We start from the raw sequence: 16810 nt of genomic DNA, 5'->3' as shown, positions 1-16810 counted from the left end.
ACGTCCCCGCGGCACCCGTACGAGACTCGACGCGCCCTGTCCACCCCCATCAGGAAAGGCTGCCCCAGTGTCCGAGCGCACGTCCCCGCTCCGCTCGAAAGCCCCTCGCCGTGAAGCACCCGTCGCCCTCGACGACGACGCGACGCTCCACGCGATGGGCTACCCGCGGAAACTCACCCGCAGATTCCACGCGTTCGACAATTTCGCGATATCTTTTACGATCATCAACATCATCTCCGGCATATTCTCCGCCTTCGGATTCGGAATGGGCGCCGGCGGGCCGCGCATCCTCATCTTCGGCTGGATCGGTGTGTCGGTGATGGTGCTGTTCGTCGGCGCGGCGATGGGCGAGATCGCCTCCGCCTACCCGACCAGCGGCGCCCTGTACTTCTCCGCCGGCAAGCTCGCCAAGCGGCACCGCGGCGCCTGGTCCTGGTACACGGGATGGCTGAACTTCGTCGGCCAGGTGGGCGGCACGGCCGCCACCAACTACGCGGCCGCGACCTTCATCCAGGCGTTCGTCTCGATGCAGTGGCCGTCGTACGACCCGACGCCCCAGCAGACCGTCGGCATCGCCGCGGTGATCCTGGTGGTGCAGGCGCTGGCCAACACGTACACGGTGCAGCTGGTGGCCGTGGTGAACCGTATCTCCGTGTGGTGGTTGCTGGTCGGCATGGTGGTGATCGTGGCCGCCCTGAGCTTCAAACCCTCGCACCACCAGTCCGCGTCGTTCGCCAACCACTTCGTCAACACCACCGGGTTCAGCAACGGGTTGTACGCGGCGATGCTGGGTCTGCTGGTGACCAGCTGGACGTTCACCGGCTTCGACGGCAGCTTCCACATGTCGGAGGAGACCGTGAAGGCCACGGTCAACACGCCCAAGGGCATCATGCGCGCGATCATCTACTCGGCGCTCGCCGGGCTGGTCCTGATGCTCGCCCTGGTGTACGCGATCCGCGACTACGCGGGCGAGGCGAGCTCGGCGGCCCCGCCGGTGCAGATCCTCGTCGACGCGCTCGGCATGGGCACCGCCAAGCTGCTCCTGCTGATCGTGATCGGCGCCATGCTGTTCTGCGGCCTCGCCAACATGACCAGCAACACCCGCCAGATCTTCGCCTTCTCGCGCGACGGCGCGATGCCGGGATCGCGCTGGTGGCACTCGGTGTCGCTGCGCACCCGCACTCCGGTCAAGGCCGTGTGGCTCGCCGCGGCCTGCTCACTGGTGCTGATCATCCCCGGCTGGTGGTCGCACACCGCCTTCACCGCCATCGTCAGCGTCAACGTCGTCGGCCTCTACCTCGCCTACGGCGTCCCCATCTTCCTGCGGCTGCGCCTGAACGACTTCGAGCCCGGCCCGTGGAACCTGGGCCGGTGGGGCAAGCCTGTGGCGGCGGTCGCCGTGGTCTGGATCGCGCTCAGCAGCGTGCTGTTCATGCTGCCGCAGACCTCGCCGATCACCACCACCTCGTTCAACTACGCCCCGATCGCGCTGGGTGCGGTGCTGTTCATCGCCACCGTGTGGTGGTTCGTCACCGCCCGCCACCGCTTCCAGGGCCCGGTCAGCTATGGCAGCCCCGACGAGGTGGCCGCGATGGACCTCATCTGACGCTCCGCCTCCCCCGCTTGACCTTCCGGGCCGTCCCCCGCCTCTTCGGAGCGGGGGACGGCCCGCGTACATGGGCGGACACCCGGCGCCCGGCCGGACGGCACGAACACGGCGCCGTGCGCCGTGGGCCCCGGCGCGCCACCGTTGCGGATGAGGCGCCTGCGGTCACGGCGGACTCGACCGCCACCATGCGCTCCCCGGGCGCCATTCCCCCGGTCGGCACTTCGCAGGATGATCCTGCCTTCAACGCCCTACCTGCCCGGTTCGTCCGCCTTCTGTCCCCCGCTCCGCGCTCCCGCCCGCTCACGCCGGGGGCGCACGAAAGGACTCCTCATGCCCGGAACGCGAATCACCTTCCTCGACGGCCAGGCCGGCCAGCCGCAGGCGCTGGAGCGCGTGATCGCCCATGTGCGGCGGCAGTTGGACGGTCCCGTCGGCGACCGGCTGCGTGGCGTCAGGCGCCCGCTCCTCGCCGGCATCGGCGCCTCGTACGCGGCCCTGGCGCTGCCGGTCGAGGTGCTGCGCGGCCACGGCGTGCCCGCCCAGCGGGTGCTCGCCAGCGAGATCGAGGAAGGGCTGGGCGGCTTCGACACCGATCTCCTCATCGGCGTGTCGCAGAGCGGCCGCAGCTCGGAGACGATCGCGGCGTTCCGGGCGGCGCGCGGCGTACCGACCCTCGCGGTCCTCAACGTCACCCCCTCCCCCCTCGGCGCCCTCGCCGGACTCACCGTCGACCTCGGCAACGAGCCGGACTCCTGCGCCTCGACCGTCGGCTTCACCGGTACGGTCGTCGCCCTCGACCTGATCGCGGGGGTGATCGCGGGCCGCGACGGGGACACCTGGGACGGCGTCCCCGAGCAGGCCGAGGCCGTACGGACGCGGGCGGCCCACGCCGTCGCCTCGCTGCGGACCCGCGCCGCGCGCTGCGTCGCCGCCGACTGCGTCGCCTCCGGCGCCTCCCGGGTCACCGCGGAGGAGGCGGCGCTGCTGCTGCGCGAGGTACCCCGGATGCCGGCCGCGGCCTCGGTCACGCGCAACTACCTGCACGGCGAGATGGAGTCGGCGGGCAACACGCTGCACCTCGTCTTCGGCTGCGGCCGCGAGGTGGCGCTCGCCCGCTCCCTGTCGGCCGCGGGCCATCTGACCCTGCTGGTGACCACCGCGCGGGTCAAGGCGTCCGGGAACCTCGCCGTCGTAAGGCTGCCCGACAGCCCACCCAGCGCCCGGGTCGTCCTGGAGACGGTCGTGGCACAGGAGCTGGTGGCGGCGCTGAGCGACGAACGGAACGTACCCATCGAGTCGATCGTCTTCATCAACGACGACACCAAGGAGGGCGGCATCGTCCTCGCGGACTTCGAGCGCGCCTCGCCCGTCGCGGTCCTCTGACGGAATTTCCGCTTTGGCGGCGGAGTGGCGAAACGTCCCGCTACCCTCGGTGACATGAGGATCGCGTACGGCCAGCACACCCGCGTCCGGCTCGGGGCGGCCACCGCCGTGGCCGCCCTCCTCGCCCTGACGGCCGCCCCGCCGTCGACGGCCGCCGCCCGCCCCGCCGATCCCGCCCGCCAGGTCCCCGCCTGGCACAGCTGTGTGCGCGACGCCCAGGACACCTCCGGCCAGGAGCTGGAGAAGGCGGGCGCCCGGTGCGCCGAGGTGAAGGTCCCGCTCGACCACGCCCGCCCCGGCGGCCCGGGCATCACCGTCGCGGTCGCCCGCATCCGGGCCGCCGACACCGCTCACCGGATCGGCGCGCTCGTGGTGAACGAGGGCGGCCCCGCCGACCCGGTGATCGACTACCTGCTGGAGCGCCGGGCCGCGATGGGCGAACTCGCGGCCCGGTACGACGTGGTGGGCGTCGACCCCCGGTTCACCGGCCGCAACGCACCCATCGACTGCCGCTGGCCGACCAGCACGTACTTCCGCGCGGCGGGCAAGGACCGGGCGGGCTTCGCCCGTATGACGGCCTTCCAGCGCGATCTGGCCGCCAAGTGCCGCCGCAACGCGGCCGGTCTGCTGCCGTACGCGTCGACCCGTAACGCCGCACGCGACCTCGACATGGTGCGCACGGTGCTCGGCGAGCGGCGGATCTCGTACCTGGGGATCTCCTACGGCACCTATCTCGGCGAGGTGTACACCGCGATGTTCCCGGGCCGCACCGACCGGGTCGTCCTCGACGGCGTGCACGAGCCGCACCGCCTCGCCCCCTGGGCCGAGTACGGAACGGAGGAGGTGAACGAGAACGCCCTGCGCCACTGGGCCCGGTGGGCCGCGCCGCGCGACGCCGCCTACGGCCTGGGCACCACGGCCGACGCGGTCCTCGCGACGGTCGACCGCATCCAGGCGGCCGCCACCCGCCGCCCGTTCACGGTCGGGACCTACCGCATCGACGAGCACCTCCTGCCCCTGCTCGTGTACGGAGTCCTCGGCGACGACCTGGCGCGGAGCGACGCGGACATCGCCGTCATGGTCGGAACCCTCAAGCGGGCCGCCGAGACCGGCCACGCGGAGCCGGACCCCGGCCTCGCGGAGCTGCTGCCGGCGCTGTTCACCGGTCAGTACTCGGCCTACGGCAGCACCCAGACGGCGTATCTGTGCGCCGACACCCCCGGCCCGAGCGACCCGGAGGTCTTCCGGCGGGCCGTCGAGCGCAGCCGCGCGGCCCATCCGCTGTTCGGTCCGGTCCTCAACGACATCACCCCGTGCCCCTTCTGGACCGCACCGCGCGAGCGGCCGACCGTCGTGGACAACGACATCCCGGCGCTCATGGTCAACGCCACGGGCGATCCTCGCGTCCCGTACTCCGAGGCCCTGGCCATGCACGCCAAGTGGCCGAGCTCCCGACTGATCACGGTCGAGAACTCCTACCGGCACGCCGTGTACGGCATCGCCTACGGCAGTGCCTGCGTCAATGGCGCGGTCAACGCCTACCTGGCCGACGGGCGACTGCCGGACGCCGACCTCACGTGCCCGGCGGCGCGCGACGACATCCCGTCGACCAGGCCCGTGCGTCAGGTGCCGTAGACCTCCAGCTCGTATATCCGGGCGGCCTGATCCGCGGTCTGTGCGGGGGTGACGACCGAGAGCCGCACATAGCGGGCGGAGACGGCGACCGGGTGGGTGGTGGAGTCGGCGCTGTTGCCGCGGACCTGGGCCACCGTGGTCCAGGTCGCCGCGTCGGCGGAGACGCTCAGGTCGAAGTCCCTGGTGTCCAGAGCGGCGCTCTCGCCGCCCGCGCCCGCGTGGCGCACGGTGATCGAGTTCAGCGGGTGGGAGGCGCCCAGGTCGACCCGGAGGTCCTTGGTGCCGGAGGCGAGCGAGCACCACTTGTCGCTGTTGCCGCCGCTGACGCTTCCGTTGACCGCCTTGTCCGGGGTCTCCGACCCGTTGCACGGCGCCGAGCCGGTCGCCGCCCGCCCGAGGGCGAGGTTGCCGCTCCCGCCGCCGTACACCTCCAGCTCGTAGACGCGGGCCGCACTGCCCGAGGTGTTGGACGGGCTGGTGACCAGCAGCCGGACGTAGCGGGCCGAGCGGGCCGGGACCGGGTGGTAGGTCCGGCTGGAGCGCGAGCCGGTGACGGTGGCCGCCGTGGTCCAGGAGGAGCCGTCGCTGCTGGTCTGGATCTGGAAGCCACCGGTGTTCCAGCCGGTGTTCTCACCGCCGAGACCGGCGTGCTTCACGACGAACGACGACACGGTCCTGGCGGATCCCAGATCGACCTGGAGCGAGGGGCCGCTCGCGGCCGAGCACCACTTGCTGTTGTTCTTCAACGAGCCGTCCACGGCCTTGTCGGGCGACTCGGCCGACGCGCAGGCGGCCGATCCGGTCGCCGTCGCGCCCTGGGCGAGGTCGGCGCCGAGCTCGGGCGCGGCCGGTACCGGAGTGGCGCCGTCCTGGAAGGAGGGCGGCACGTCGGACGCCCCGGTGCCCCAGGTGGCACTGGGCGCCGCGCCCATGGTGTACGTGAGGGTGGCACCGGCCGCGAGGTCCGGATAGCGCAGGTAGCTGTGGCTGGTGGCGGTGCCGTTGACGCCGAGCCCCTGCACATAGGGGCCGGAGCCGGAGGTGTTGATGGTGATGTTCCCGGCGGCGCGCTGGATCAGGACGGACGGGAACTGCGGCCCGTGCAGCGCGAGCGTGTCCGCGCCCGGCGTGGCCGGATACATACCGAGCGCCGCCCACACGTACCAGGCGGAGGTGGCGCCGAGGTCGTCGTTGCCCGGCAGACCGCCGGCGCCGGTGGTGAAGGACTCGGCCATCACCTTGCGCACCGCGTCCGAGGCTCCGGCCGGGTGGCGGGCGTAGTTGTAGGCCCACGGCACACCGTGCTCGGGCTCGTTGCCGATGTAGTAGTACGGCCTGCTCTGACCGGCGTTGACCTCGGTGAAGTGGTGGTCGAGGCGCTGGACGGCGGTCTGCCGGCCGCCCATGGAGTTGATCAGGCCGGCGAAGTCGTACGGGACCATCCAGGTGTACTGGGAGGCGTTGCCCTCGGTGAAGGTGGACTGGCTCGCCGGGTCGAGCGGCCAGGTCCAGGAGCCGTCGCTCTTGTGCTGCTGGACGTACGACGACTCCTGGCTGAAGGTGTTGCGCCACCACTGCGCGCGGCTCATGTGGGTGGTGTAGCTGGAGGTGTTGCCGAGCGCCTTGGCGAACTGGGCCACCGCGAAGTCGGACGCGGAGTATTCGAGGGAGTCGGATGGGTCGTCGAGGTAGTGCAGGTTCATGTACGTCGACTGGCGCCCGCGGATCGCGCTGCCCTGTGTGGTGCCGCCGTTGGACGCCTTCTCCATCAGGGCGAGCGCCGCGCTCGTGTCGAAGTCGCGCCCCCCGAACGCGTACAGGCTGGCGACGATGATCGGGCCCGGGTCGCCCGTCATCACGAAGTCCTCGTTGGTCTGCTGCGACCACTTGGGCAGCAGTCCGCCCTGCTGACCGTCCAGGACCATCGACTTGGCGATGTCACTGGCCTCGGTGGGCGCGATCAGCCCTATCAGCGACGCCCAGGAGCGGTAGATGTCCCAGCCCGAGTAGTTCTGGTACACCGGCCGGGCCGAGTTGTGCACGGCGTTGTCGAAGCCCCGGTAGTCGCCGTTCACATCGCTGGAGACGTTGGGGCTCTGCAGGACGTGGTAGAGCGAGGTGTAGAACTTCTGGCGCTCCGCGGTGCTGCCGCCGGAGACCTGGAGCCGGTTGAGCATCTGGTTCCAGGAGTCGTCGGCCGCCGTGCGTACCGCGCCGAAGTCCCAGCCGCCGTTCTCCGCGGTCACATTGGCCTGGGCGCCCGCGACGCTGACGTACGACAGGCCCACCTTGAACTGGACCGTGGTGTTGGCGGTGGTGTCGAAGGTGACGTAGGCGCCGGTGTTGGTGCCCGACGCGTTCGCCGAGCCGTCCGTGACGGTGGAGCCCGACCAGGTGCCGAAGCCGGTCGGGGTCCGGTCGAAGCGGATGTCGAAGTAGATCTGGTACGTCTTGGACGAGCCGCAGAACCCTCCGGCCGTCACGCTGCCGGTCAGCTCGTTTCCGTTGACGTGCACGGTTCCGGCGCGGCTGCCGGTGGCACTGCGGCCCGTGCCGACCAGCAGGCGGGAGGTGGCCGAGGCGGGGTAGGTCAGCTTGCCCATGCCGGTGCGGGTGGTCGCGGACAGCTCGACGTCGGTGGCGTAGCGGTCGAGGCGGGTCTTGTAGTAGCCGGGTCCGGCCACCTCGTTCGCCTTAGTGTAGCCGGACGCGTAGCCGGTCCAGTTGGAGCCCGGTGAGGTGCCGAGCGCGCCGGTGACCGGCAGCAGCGGCAGGTCCTCGTTGTTGGCGCAGCCCGCGCCGTCGAAGTGGGTGAGGCTGAAGTCCTCGACGGAGGTGTCCTTGTAGCGGTAGCCGGACGGGGAGGCGGTGGGGGTGTCGGGGCTGAACTGCACGCCGCCGAAGGGCACTACGGCGCCGGGGTAGGTGCTGCCCCCGGCGCCGCCCGGCACGGGGTTGGGGGCGTTGCTGTCGTCGGTGCCGATGAACGGGTCGACGTACTGGTTCAGCGGCAGCGCCGCCGCATGGGCCGGCGCCGCCGCGGCGAGGCCGACGAGGCCCGAGGCGGCCAGGGCGAGGGCGCTCAACGCCCCCGCGTACCGGGAGCGCAGCGGGGATCTGGAGGGGTGCACGGATCGGAGCACGAGGGGGGACCACCTTCTCGCGGAGGCCCGCTCGCCGTCCGGCGGGCTGCCTCGGGGACGGGGATGCTCGGAGTGCGGGTGAAGGATGGGCGTGTGAACGTTACCAATCAACTCAGGATTGTTGAGGTGTCCCTGACGACTCGTCAAGAGGTCGGGGCGTGCACAAGCCCCGGAACCAGCCGTTGAGGATGGGAACGTTACCAAGCCGGGCCCGCGCCGGAGCCCAGGCCGCACCAGCCGCACCAAGGTCCCCTCATCCGGCCTGACATGCGGCTCCGTCTGCAATCATCGACGCATCGCCGTGCCCGTCCCCGAAGAGGGGTCCGCCGCTGAGGAGGCCCGTGAAGCGCCCGACGATGAAGGACGTGGCCCGCGCCGCCGGGGTCAGCCCCATGACCGTGTCGCGCGCGGTGTCGGGCGAGCCCGGGGTCTCCCCCGGGACGGCCGCCCGAGTCGAGCAGGCCGTACGGCAGTTGGGCTACCAGCGCAACGACAACGCCCGCAACCTACGGCGCAAGAACCCCGGAACGTCCACGATCGGGCTCGTCGTGGACGATCTGGCCAACCCGTTCTACGCGCTCATGGCCCGCTCGGTGGAGGACGAGGCGCACCGCCGCGGCTGTCTCGTCCTCGTCGGCAGCACCAACGACGAGCCGCGCCGCGAACGCGAGGTCATAGCGGCCTTCACCGCCCGCCAGGTCGACGGCCTCCTGCTTGTCCCCACCATCGGCGGCCACGGCTTCCTCAAACAGCCGATGGAGGGCGGCACACGCGTCGTCTGCGTGGACCGGCCCGCCAAGGGCCTGGCCGTCGACACCGTCACGGTCGACAACCGGGCGGGCGCGGAGCGGGCCGTACGCCATCTGCTGGCCCAGGGCCACTCCCGTATCGCCTACCTCGGCGACCGGTTCGGCATCTGGACCCAGCGCGAGCGCCACGCCGGCTACCTCGACGCGCTGGCCGCGCACGGCATACCCGAGGACCCCGCGCTCGTACGGCACGACCTGCGCAGCCGGTCGGACGCGGCGGCGGCGCTGGCCGCGCTGCGGGCCCTGGCCCGGCCGCCCACCGCCCTGTTCACCACCAACGACGTGATCACCATGGGGGTGATGGGCGCGCTCGGGCACGCCGACCGCGTCGACGTCGTCGGCTTCGACGACTTCCCGCTCGCCGACCGCCTCAGCCCGCCGCTCAGCGTGGTCAGCCAGGATCCCGTCGCGCTCGGCGCCACCGCCGCCCAGCTGCTGTTCTCCCGGATCGACGGCGACCGCTCGGCGCCCCGGTCGGTCGTACTGCTCACCCGGCTGATCGTCCGCGGGCCTGGACAGCAGGGCCCCCACCACTCCGGGCCCACGTAGTCAGGGCGTGTCGCCCGCCCAGTCCCAGTGGTGCGGATCGCCGGGCCGCGGGCCGTACCAGGCGCGGCCGCCCGGGCCGTGGGAGCCGATCTCCGTGGCGAGCGCGGCGCCTTCGCTCAGCTGCCCGTCGCTCCAGCCGGTGACGTCGAGCAACAGCCCGTCCAACGGTCCCGCCACCAGCTCGCGGTAGACATGCCCCGGTCGCGGTCCGGGGTCCGGATCGTCGTGGTCGGCTCCGTAGACACGGCGCCGTATCAGCTCGTCCATACCCGCCAGCGTGCCATCCACCACTGACAACGACGGGTGCGGGCGGGGTGACCCGGGTGCACCACCCGGAGTGCGGCCGTGCGCCCGATCGCGAATCGTGGTGTCCCGATGGCATTCGAATCCGTCGGCCCGTGCGCCGGGCGCGGCGGCTCAGCGGCAGTCAGGGCGGCGTGCGATGGAGCTGGAAACCCGAGTCGACGGCCTCATGGACGGGCTCCGTGCCGATCTGGAACGGCTGGCGGCGATTCCCTCGATCGCCTTCCCGGGCTTTCCGCCCGAACCCGTCCAGCAGGCGCACGACCTGGTGGCGGAGCTGCTCCGCGACGCCGGAGTGCCCCACATCGAGCGGCTCGACCTCCCCGGCACCGCCCCGGTGGTCTACGGGCAGATCCCGGCCCCCACCCCGGACGCGCCCACCGTCCTGCTCTACGGCCACTACGACGTCCAGCCTCCCGGCGACCAGGCTCTGTGGCTCTCCCCGCCCTTCGAGCCGACCCCCGTCGAAGGCGGTCTGCGTGCCCGGGGCATCGCGGACGACAAGTCCAACGTCATCGCCCACCTCGGCATGCTGCGGGTGTACGGAGGGCGGCCGCCCGTCGGCATCAAGATCGTGATCGAGGGCCAGGAGGAGTACGGGAGCGCCTTCGACACCTATCCGCCCGTCGACCCCGAGCGGTTCGCCTGCGACGCCATGGTCATCGCCGACCTCGGCAACCTGCGCCCCGGCACCCCGACCCTGACCACCGGGCTGCGGGGCGCCGCCGAGGTGACGGTCGAGGTCCGCACGCTGGACGAGCCGCGCCACAGCGGCGAGTTCGGCGGCGCGGCGCCCGACGCGCTGCTCGCCCTGCTGAAGGTCCTGGCCACCCTGCACGACGTACACGGCGATGTGGCCGTCGAGGGCCTGCGGCGCGACCCCTGGACCGGAACCACGTATACCGAGGAGGAGTTCCGCTCCCTCGCGGGCGTACGCGAAGGGCTCCCCCTGATCGGGTCCGGATCGCTCGGTGAGCGGCTGTGGAGCGGGCCCGCGATCACGGTGATCGGCCTGGACGCGCCCGCCGTCGAACACGCGGCCTCGGCGGTGGTCCCCTATGCCCGGGCCAAGCTGAACCTGCGCTTCCACCCGCTCCAGGACCCGCGCGAGGCGCTGGGGAAGCTCGTCGACCACCTGCGCGCGCTCCGGCCCTTCGGCATCCCACTGACCGTCACCCCCGGCGACACCGGCCCCGGATACGAGGCGGCCACCGGCGGCCCCGCCTACCGCGCCGCGCTCACCGCGCTCAAGGAGGCGTGGGGCACGGAGGCCTCGTACGTCGCCACCGGCGGCTCGATCCCGCTGGTCAACGGCCTGGCCAGGGCCGCGCCGGGAGCCGAGGTGCTGCTGTTCGGAGCACAGGACAGTATGTGCAACCTGCACGCGCCCAATGAGCGTGTCCTCTTCTCGGAGCTGCGCAACACCGTCATCGCGATGGCCGCCTTCGTACGCGAATACGCAGAGGACTTCCCCGGCCGCGACGCGCGCGGCCGTAAGGGGGCCGGTCAGTGAGCGGCACGGGCGGGGTGGCGGGGCCCGGGGAAACCGCCTCGACCGAGCCGCCCGGTCCGCCGAAGAGGCGGAAGCTCGCGTTTCCGAGTGCGCTGACCGTCCTCGCGATCGTCACCGTCGCCGTGTGGCTGCTCGCGTTCCTCATCCCCTCCGGCCAGTACGACCGCAACGACAAGGGCGCCCCGGTCCAGGGCACCTACCACCGGGTCTCCTCCGGCCAGAGCTTCGTCGACCGCCTCAACGACCTCTTCCTGTCACCGGTCAACGGCCTGTACGGCATCCGCGACACCGCCTCCGGCGAGGTCGGCCCCAGCCTGACCGGTGATCTCTACGGCAGCGCGGGGGTGTTCCTCTTCGTCCTGGCGATCGGCGCGTTCATCACGGTCGTCTTCGCCACCGGCGCCCTCGACCGCGGCATCGAGCGCCTCGCCCACCGGCTGCGCGAGCGCGGCGCCCTGCTGATCGCGGGAGTGATGGTCGTCTTCTCGGTCCTGGGCACCGTGGAGGGCTTCGCCGAGGAGACGCTCGGCTTCTACGGACTGCTCGTCCCGATGATGCTCGCGCTCGGCTACGACCGGATGGTGGCGGTCGGCACGGCCATCCTCGGCGCGGGGGTGGGCGTGCTGTGCTCGACCGTCAACCCCTTCGCGACGGGCGTGGCCTCCTCCGCGGCCGACATCTCACTGGGCGACGGCATCGCGCTGCGCTTCGTGATGTGGCTGGTGCTGACGGCGGTGACCATCGCCTACGTCGTGCGCTACGCCCGGCGCGTACAGAAGGTTCCGGCGCGTTCGCTGAGCGGCTTCCTGCCCGGCGACCGTGAACTGAACGCGACGGACGCGGGCGAGGCTCCGGAACTCACCGGCACGCACAAGGCCGTGCTCGTGGTGCTCGGCCTCGTCTTCGCCTTCATGATCTTCTCGGTGGTGCCGTGGTCGAGCGCGCTCACCGGCAAGGCCGACGCCAAGCCGTACTCCTTCGAACTCGGCTGGTCCTTCCCGCAGTTGGCGGCGCTCTTCCTGTGCGCGGCGGTGCTCGTCGGCCTGGTGGCCCGCCTCGGCGAGCAGAAGACCAGCTCGACGATCATCCAGGGCGCGGGGGACTTCATCTCCCCCGCGCTCGTCATCATGCTGGCCCGCGGCGTGACCGTGATCATGAACAACTCCAGGATCACGGACACCGTCCTGCACTCCATCGAGGGCGTCGTGAAAGGCACCTCGTCGGGCCTGTTCGCCATCATCGTCTTCGTGGTGAACCTGCCGCTGGCCTTCCTGATCCCATCCACCTCCGGGCACGCCACCCTCGCGATGCCGATCCTCGCCCCGCTGGCGGACTTCGCGGGCGTCTCGCGCGCGGTGGTCGTCACCGCCTGGCAGGCGGCGAGCGGCTGGATGAACCTGTGGGTGCCGACCACGGCCGTGACGATCGGCGGCGTCGCCCTCGCCAAGGTCGGCTACGACAAGTACCTGCGCTTCGTCTGGCCCCTGCTCGTCATCCTGTTCGTGCTGATCTGCGGATTCGTGGCGCTGGGGGCGGCGATGACCTGAGGGCGGCGCTTCGGCTCCACCGCCGTGGCCTACGGCCTGCGGTGGGCCGGGTGGTCGCCCATCAGCGCGTCCGTCACCAGACGCACCCCGCGGGCGAGGCGGCCCAGCTGGTCCAGCTCCGTCGCGTACATCCGGATGGTGTTCTCGATGACCGCTTCCGCCACGCCCAGCGTGGGCAGCTCGGCCCGGCTGGTCTGGAGGGCCACCCGGACCGCGCGCATCTCGTGCTGGAGCTGGAGCTGTGCGTGCCGGGCGAGGATGACGTGGTGGCGGGTCAGCGGTGAGTAGCCGGCGTAGCGGGCCGGCAGCAGGTCGCGCAGCCAGCGGGTGGCCGTGCGTTCCCAGTCCCGCGTCCCGGGTTCCTTGACCTGACAGGGCCAGTCCGGGCTGAGCGCGATGGTGGGGGCCGTCTGGGGCATTCTCGTCGCTTCCGAAGTTGTCGAACTCTGATCGAGAGGTGGGAGGGGGGCGGCCCCGGCCTAGGGGTTAGCCGAGGCCGCCCGTGGGCGTCCGCCCGGATCCGAAAGCCTCGATCGAACATCCGGCTTGACGCGAGGAGGGGGGCGTCACGTCGGCTGTCCGCTCTGGGAGGGCGTGGGGTCGCCTTCCTTGGCATCTGGGGGATCGGGGGATCGCCACCGCCTCAGTAAACATATATACCGTTGAGTAAACAAGGGTATGAAAAAATTCATGCACCCGAAAGGTGTGAAGATCCCGGGGAGCCCGGCGGGCGAATCGGTCCTACAGGAAGAAACCGTGCTGGTCGGCGGCCTGCTCGTACTCCTCAAGGCGCGCCTGCGTCCGCTCCGGATCGGCGTCCGCCATCGCCTGGAGCAGGGCCGCGGCGAGCATGCTCGGTGCCGCGTACGAGTCGAACACCAGCCGCGACCCGGTGCCGGCGGTCAATGCCACATCGGCCTCGTCGACCAGCGGCCCCAGGGTGGTGTCCGTGATCAGCGCGACGCGCAGCCCCGTGCTGCGGGCCGCCCGCAGCGCTGCGAGGGTCTCCTTGGCGTGCCGGGGCATGGCGAAGGCCAGCACCCAGGTGCCGCCCGCCGAGCGGGACTGGAGCAGCGCGTCGTAGGCGACGCTGCCGCCGCGCGTCACCAGCCGCACATCGGGGTGGATGCGCCGGGCCGCGTACGCGAAGTACTCCGCCAGGGACACGGAGATCCGCAGTCCGAGGATGGTCAGCGGCACCGAGCCGGCCAGCTCGCGGCCGATCTCCAGCACCTGGTTGGTGTTGGCCACCAGCCTGCGCACGTTCTCCAGGTTCTCGATCTCGGCGTCCACCGCCGCCTGCAGCTCGTTGTGCCGGATCTGCTCGCGGGTCTCCGGCGACCCCGCGACCGCGCTCAGGGCGATCGGCTGGAGCACGTCACGCAGGGCGGGATAGCCGCTGTAGCCGAGGGACACGGCGAAGCGGGTCACGGACGGCTGGCTCACCCCGGCCCGCTCCGCGAGCTCGGTGATCGAGAGGAAGACGGCCTCGGTGAGGTGGTCGATCAGGTACTGGGCGATGCGCCGCTGCCCCGGGGAGAGGCGGTGGCCGTCGAAGAGGGCGCGCACCCGGTCCGCCGCGGGGCGCTCGTGGTCCGACGCCTGCCCGCTCGGCGTGATCGCGGCCGCCTGGGCGCGCGCCTTCTGCCCCGATGACACCGGCGGGCCTCCTTCTCATGCCATGTGTGTTCAAAACATAGCTCACCGCCATGGCGGCCCGGCGCCCGTTCCACCGCTGGGGGCGGGCGCGCATTCGAGACACCGGCGACTTCTAACGCTGGACATGACAAGCCGGAAGGTATTCCATGTGCCGCGCTCGCGCGGGGGATGCGGCCGGGGGGCCGCACGCGCGGCGGTCAGCGCACGGACCACACGTCCGGTTGTGGAGCAGGGGGACACATGGCCAGAGCAGGACGTCCGCAAGGGCCGCCGAAGGGCAGAACGGAAGCCGCCGACGAACTCGCGGTCTTTCTACGTGAGGTGACCCGCGGCCAGACGGTGCGGGAGCTCGCGCAGCGGTACGGCGGCGGCAAGACGGTGTGGAGCGAATACCGCTCCGGAGCGCGGGTCATCGCGCTCGGGCGCCTCAACACCGTACTCAAGGACCAGATCCGCGACCCCCGGCGCCGCGAAGAGCTGCTCGCCGAGGCCCGGCGGCTGCACGACCGGGCGCTCACCGCCGAGGTGGCGGGCAGACCCGCCCCGGGCGTGGAGGAGGCACTGCGTCAGGCACGCGCGGACCTCGCCGAATCGGGCCGTCTGGTGGAGAACCTGCTGGCGATGGTGACGCTGCTCCGGGAACGCGCGGACGACGGCGGGGCCGGTTACGCGAGCGCCGCCGCCGGGGTGCCTTCCCCGGCGGCCGGGCGGCCGTCCGCCTCCTCCACGCCCGCGGAAACGAGGTCCGTGGACGCCGCGGCCGAGGAAGCGGAATCCGCGGTGGCCGAGCAGGTGCGGCTGCGACTGGACCAGGCCGTCGACCAGTTGGTGGCCGCCCGGTCCGTGGAGGCGGCGGCACGACGGGCCGTCGCGGACGCCGAGGCCCAACGGGAGGCAGGTGCCGGGCGGGGGGTCGAAATCCGGTCGGATGCGGCGGAGTTGACGGACGCCGGCCCCGTGCCGGTGGCGGGCGCCTTGCGCGGGGGCGCCCCTGCGCCGAAGACCGACCGTTCGGCGGAGGCTGCCCGCACACCGGAGGCCGGGGCTTCGCCGGAGGCTGCTCGCGGACCGGACGCCGGAGAGCTGCTGGACGCCGGAGACCCGACGCAGGCCCGACTCGCACCGGAGGCCGACTCCGTGACCCACCCCGGCGCCGCGCCGGAGGCCGGTACCCCGCCCGGTGCCGCAGGGGCCGCGCCCGAGCCACCGGCCGTCACGGGCGCCCAAGACAGCCTCCCGTCCGTCCCCCTCGCGGACGCCACGCTCGCCTTCGAGCTGGTGCGCATCGGACACGCACTGGAGCAACAGCGCGCCGACGCCCGGTGGTTGGGGAAGCGGATACGGCGGATTCCGTCCCGCTCGCTCCCGGCCGTGTCCTCCCGCCCGTACGTCGTCGAGGGCGTGGTCCTGGAGCGGCTGGACAAGTCCGCCGTCGTGTCCGCCTCGCGGGGCCCGGGGCCTCGCGCCGCCCTCCCCGCCGTCCGGGACCCGCGCCACGGGCGGCGCGCCAGAAGAACGTTCGCCCTGCTGGGAACGGTCACCGCCCTCGCCCTGCTCGCCGCGGCCACCCTGGCCGGGGTCGTCCTCGCCCGGCACCACACCGCGTCCGTGCCCGGGACGACGGTCCGGCAGGGCCCCGGGTACCTTCCCTTACCGTCCGGCGCGCCCGGCACGGCGAGCCCGTCGGCGTCCGCGTCGCCCTCGCCCTCCTCACCCTCGCCGTCGCAGAGCTCGACTCGCGCCCCCGGCACCCCACGGGCGCCCCTGCCCTCCAGCCGGGCCTCCGCTCCTCCGCTCCCCTCGCTCGTACCGTCCCCGAATCCGCCGGCCGAGCGGGCGCCCGGCACCGCGTACGTCGTCTCGCAGGACCGGCGGAACATCCTCCGCTGGACCACCGAGGACCGTTCCTGGAAGGTGATCGGCCCGGCGGCGGAACAGATCTACGCGGGCGCCGCGGGGCTGTTCGCGACCAACCCCGGCGACGGGCGCATCTCCAAGTACGACGAGCCGTCCCGCTCCTGGTCCCAGATCGGGCTCCCCGGCGAGCAGTTCATCACCGCGGGGGACGGCCTCTACGCGATCACCGAACACCGCGACGCCGTCGTGCGCTGGACCGGCGTCGGTGGCGAGTGGGTGCGTATCGGCGGGCCCTCCACCCGGCTCTACGCGGGCGGCGCGGGCCTCTTCGCGACGAGCCCCGACACGGGCGGCCTGTTCCGGTACTCCGGTTACGGCGACACCTGGGTCGACGCCGGCGGCCCCGGCGCCGACTTCGCCGTCGGCCCCGACTACGTGGCCCGCCTCTCCCCCGACGGCAAGGAGATCTGGCAGGCCAACGGCAGGGGCAGCGGCTGGCGGCGGATCGGCGGCCCGGCCCACAAGCTGCACGCGGGCGGCGCGGGGCTGTTCGCCAGCGACGCGACCACCGGGCGGATCCTCAGGTACGACGGAGTCCCGGGCTCGTGGACCGCGATCGGCGAGGCGGGCGTCGCCCTTGCCGTGGCCGGCAACTCGGTCTACCGCATCGCCGCCGATGGCCCGGCCGTCTCCCGCTGGACCGGCCGCCGCTCCGAGTGGGTCCCGCTGGGCACCACGGCGAGCGCGATCGCGGCCACGGACTGACCGGTGTGCTCGACCGCTCTCCCGCACCGCCTAAAATC

General features: G+C 72.2%; 11 protein-coding genes. 7 read left to right on the top strand and 4 right to left on the bottom strand.

The annotated features are described in order from the left end of the window. Positions 1-154 precede the first annotated feature (154 nt). The 3 genes from OG965_RS35410 (at position 155) to OG965_RS35400 (ending at position 4627) form a co-directional block, all read left to right on the top strand. On the top strand, positions 155-1606 hold the full coding sequence (locus tag OG965_RS35410; protein WP_371657148.1) for an amino acid permease: 1452 nt from the start codon (positions 155-157) through the stop codon (positions 1604-1606). A gap of 333 nt (positions 1607-1939) precedes the next feature. Next, on the top strand, positions 1940-2992 hold the full coding sequence (locus OG965_RS35405; protein WP_371656154.1) for an SIS domain-containing protein: 1053 nt from the start codon (positions 1940-1942) through the stop codon (positions 2990-2992). Positions 2993-3046: 54 nt separating this feature from the next. Beyond that, complete coding sequence (locus tag OG965_RS35400) at positions 3047-4627, top strand: alpha/beta hydrolase (RefSeq protein WP_371656153.1); 1581 nt, start codon at positions 3047-3049, stop codon at positions 4625-4627. On the opposite strand, the gene OG965_RS35395 is transcribed toward OG965_RS35400, so the two are convergent. Further along, the gene (locus OG965_RS35395) at positions 4615-7770 is read right to left on the bottom strand and encodes a GH92 family glycosyl hydrolase (protein WP_371656152.1); all 3156 of its coding nucleotides are present in this window, start codon (positions 7768-7770) and stop codon (positions 4615-4617) included. The two genes, OG965_RS35400 and OG965_RS35395, sit on opposite strands and share 13 nt — an antisense overlap. 341 nt (positions 7771-8111) lie before the next feature. Between OG965_RS35395 and OG965_RS35390 the strand changes: the two genes are divergently transcribed. Next, positions 8112-9128: a LacI family DNA-binding transcriptional regulator gene (locus OG965_RS35390; RefSeq protein WP_371656151.1), complete on the top strand. Its 1017-nt coding sequence runs from the start codon at positions 8112-8114 to the stop codon at positions 9126-9128. Here OG965_RS35390 and OG965_RS35385 read toward each other — a convergent pair whose 3' ends face one another. Further along, positions 9129-9395 carry a hypothetical protein gene (locus OG965_RS35385; RefSeq protein WP_371656150.1) on the bottom strand — a complete coding sequence of 89 codons (267 nt, stop codon included), beginning with the start codon at positions 9393-9395 and terminating at the stop codon, positions 9129-9131. Between the two features lie 175 nt (positions 9396-9570). Here OG965_RS35385 and OG965_RS35380 point away from each other — a divergent pair, with 175 nt between their 5' ends. Together OG965_RS35380 and OG965_RS35375 are read left to right on the top strand one after the other, a co-directional pair. Beyond that, on the top strand, positions 9571-10944 hold the full coding sequence (locus OG965_RS35380) for a M20/M25/M40 family metallo-hydrolase (protein ID WP_371656149.1): 1374 nt from the start codon (positions 9571-9573) through the stop codon (positions 10942-10944). 14 nt (positions 10945-10958) lie between these two features. Continuing rightward, positions 10959-12491 (top strand): YfcC family protein, encoded by a 1533-nt coding sequence (locus OG965_RS35375; RefSeq protein WP_371657147.1) that lies wholly within the window; start codon positions 10959-10961, stop codon positions 12489-12491. 29 nt (positions 12492-12520) lie between these two features. On the opposite strand, the gene OG965_RS35370 is transcribed toward OG965_RS35375, so the two are convergent. Next, the gene (locus tag OG965_RS35370; protein ID WP_371656148.1) at positions 12521-12910 is read right to left on the bottom strand and encodes a hypothetical protein; all 390 of its coding nucleotides are present in this window, start codon (positions 12908-12910) and stop codon (positions 12521-12523) included. A gap of 322 nt (positions 12911-13232) precedes the next feature. Beyond that, positions 13233-14150 carry a MurR/RpiR family transcriptional regulator gene (locus OG965_RS35365; protein ID WP_371656147.1) on the bottom strand — a complete coding sequence of 306 codons (918 nt, stop codon included), beginning with the start codon at positions 14148-14150 and terminating at the stop codon, positions 13233-13235. Between the two features lie 240 nt (positions 14151-14390). On the opposite strand from OG965_RS35365, the gene OG965_RS35360 reads away from it, so the two are divergent. Beyond that, entirely contained in the window at positions 14391-16772 is a 2382-nt protein-coding gene (locus OG965_RS35360; RefSeq protein ID WP_371656146.1) for a hypothetical protein, read from the top strand. Positions 16773-16810: the final 38 nt, after the last annotated feature.

Origin of the sequence: Streptomyces sp. NBC_00224 (assembly GCF_041435195.1) — a bacterium.
GTDB lineage: Bacteria > Actinomycetota > Actinomycetes > Streptomycetales > Streptomycetaceae > Streptomyces.
Note: the sequence above shows the minus strand (reverse complement) of the source record. Positions and strands in the feature narration are given on the sequence as shown.

Excerpts from the sequence above, each read along its gene's own strand:
- OG965_RS35410 (WP_371657148.1), top strand. The coding sequence starts at position 155 with ATGGGCTACCCGCGGAAACTCACCCGCAGATTCCACGCGTTCGACAAT.
- OG965_RS35405 (WP_371656154.1), top strand. The coding sequence starts at position 1,940 with ATGCCCGGAACGCGAATCACCTTCCTCGACGGCCAGGCCGGCCAGCCG.
- OG965_RS35400 (WP_371656153.1), top strand. The coding sequence starts at position 3,047 with ATGAGGATCGCGTACGGCCAGCACACCCGCGTCCGGCTCGGGGCGGCC.
- OG965_RS35385 (WP_371656150.1), bottom strand. The coding sequence starts at position 9,395 with ATGGACGAGCTGATACGGCGCCGTGTCTACGGAGCCGACCACGACGAT.
- OG965_RS35380 (WP_371656149.1), top strand. The coding sequence starts at position 9,571 with ATGGAGCTGGAAACCCGAGTCGACGGCCTCATGGACGGGCTCCGTGCC.
- OG965_RS35370 (WP_371656148.1), bottom strand. The coding sequence starts at position 12,910 with ATGCCCCAGACGGCCCCCACCATCGCGCTCAGCCCGGACTGGCCCTGT.
- OG965_RS35360 (WP_371656146.1), top strand. The coding sequence starts at position 14,391 with ATGGCCAGAGCAGGACGTCCGCAAGGGCCGCCGAAGGGCAGAACGGAA.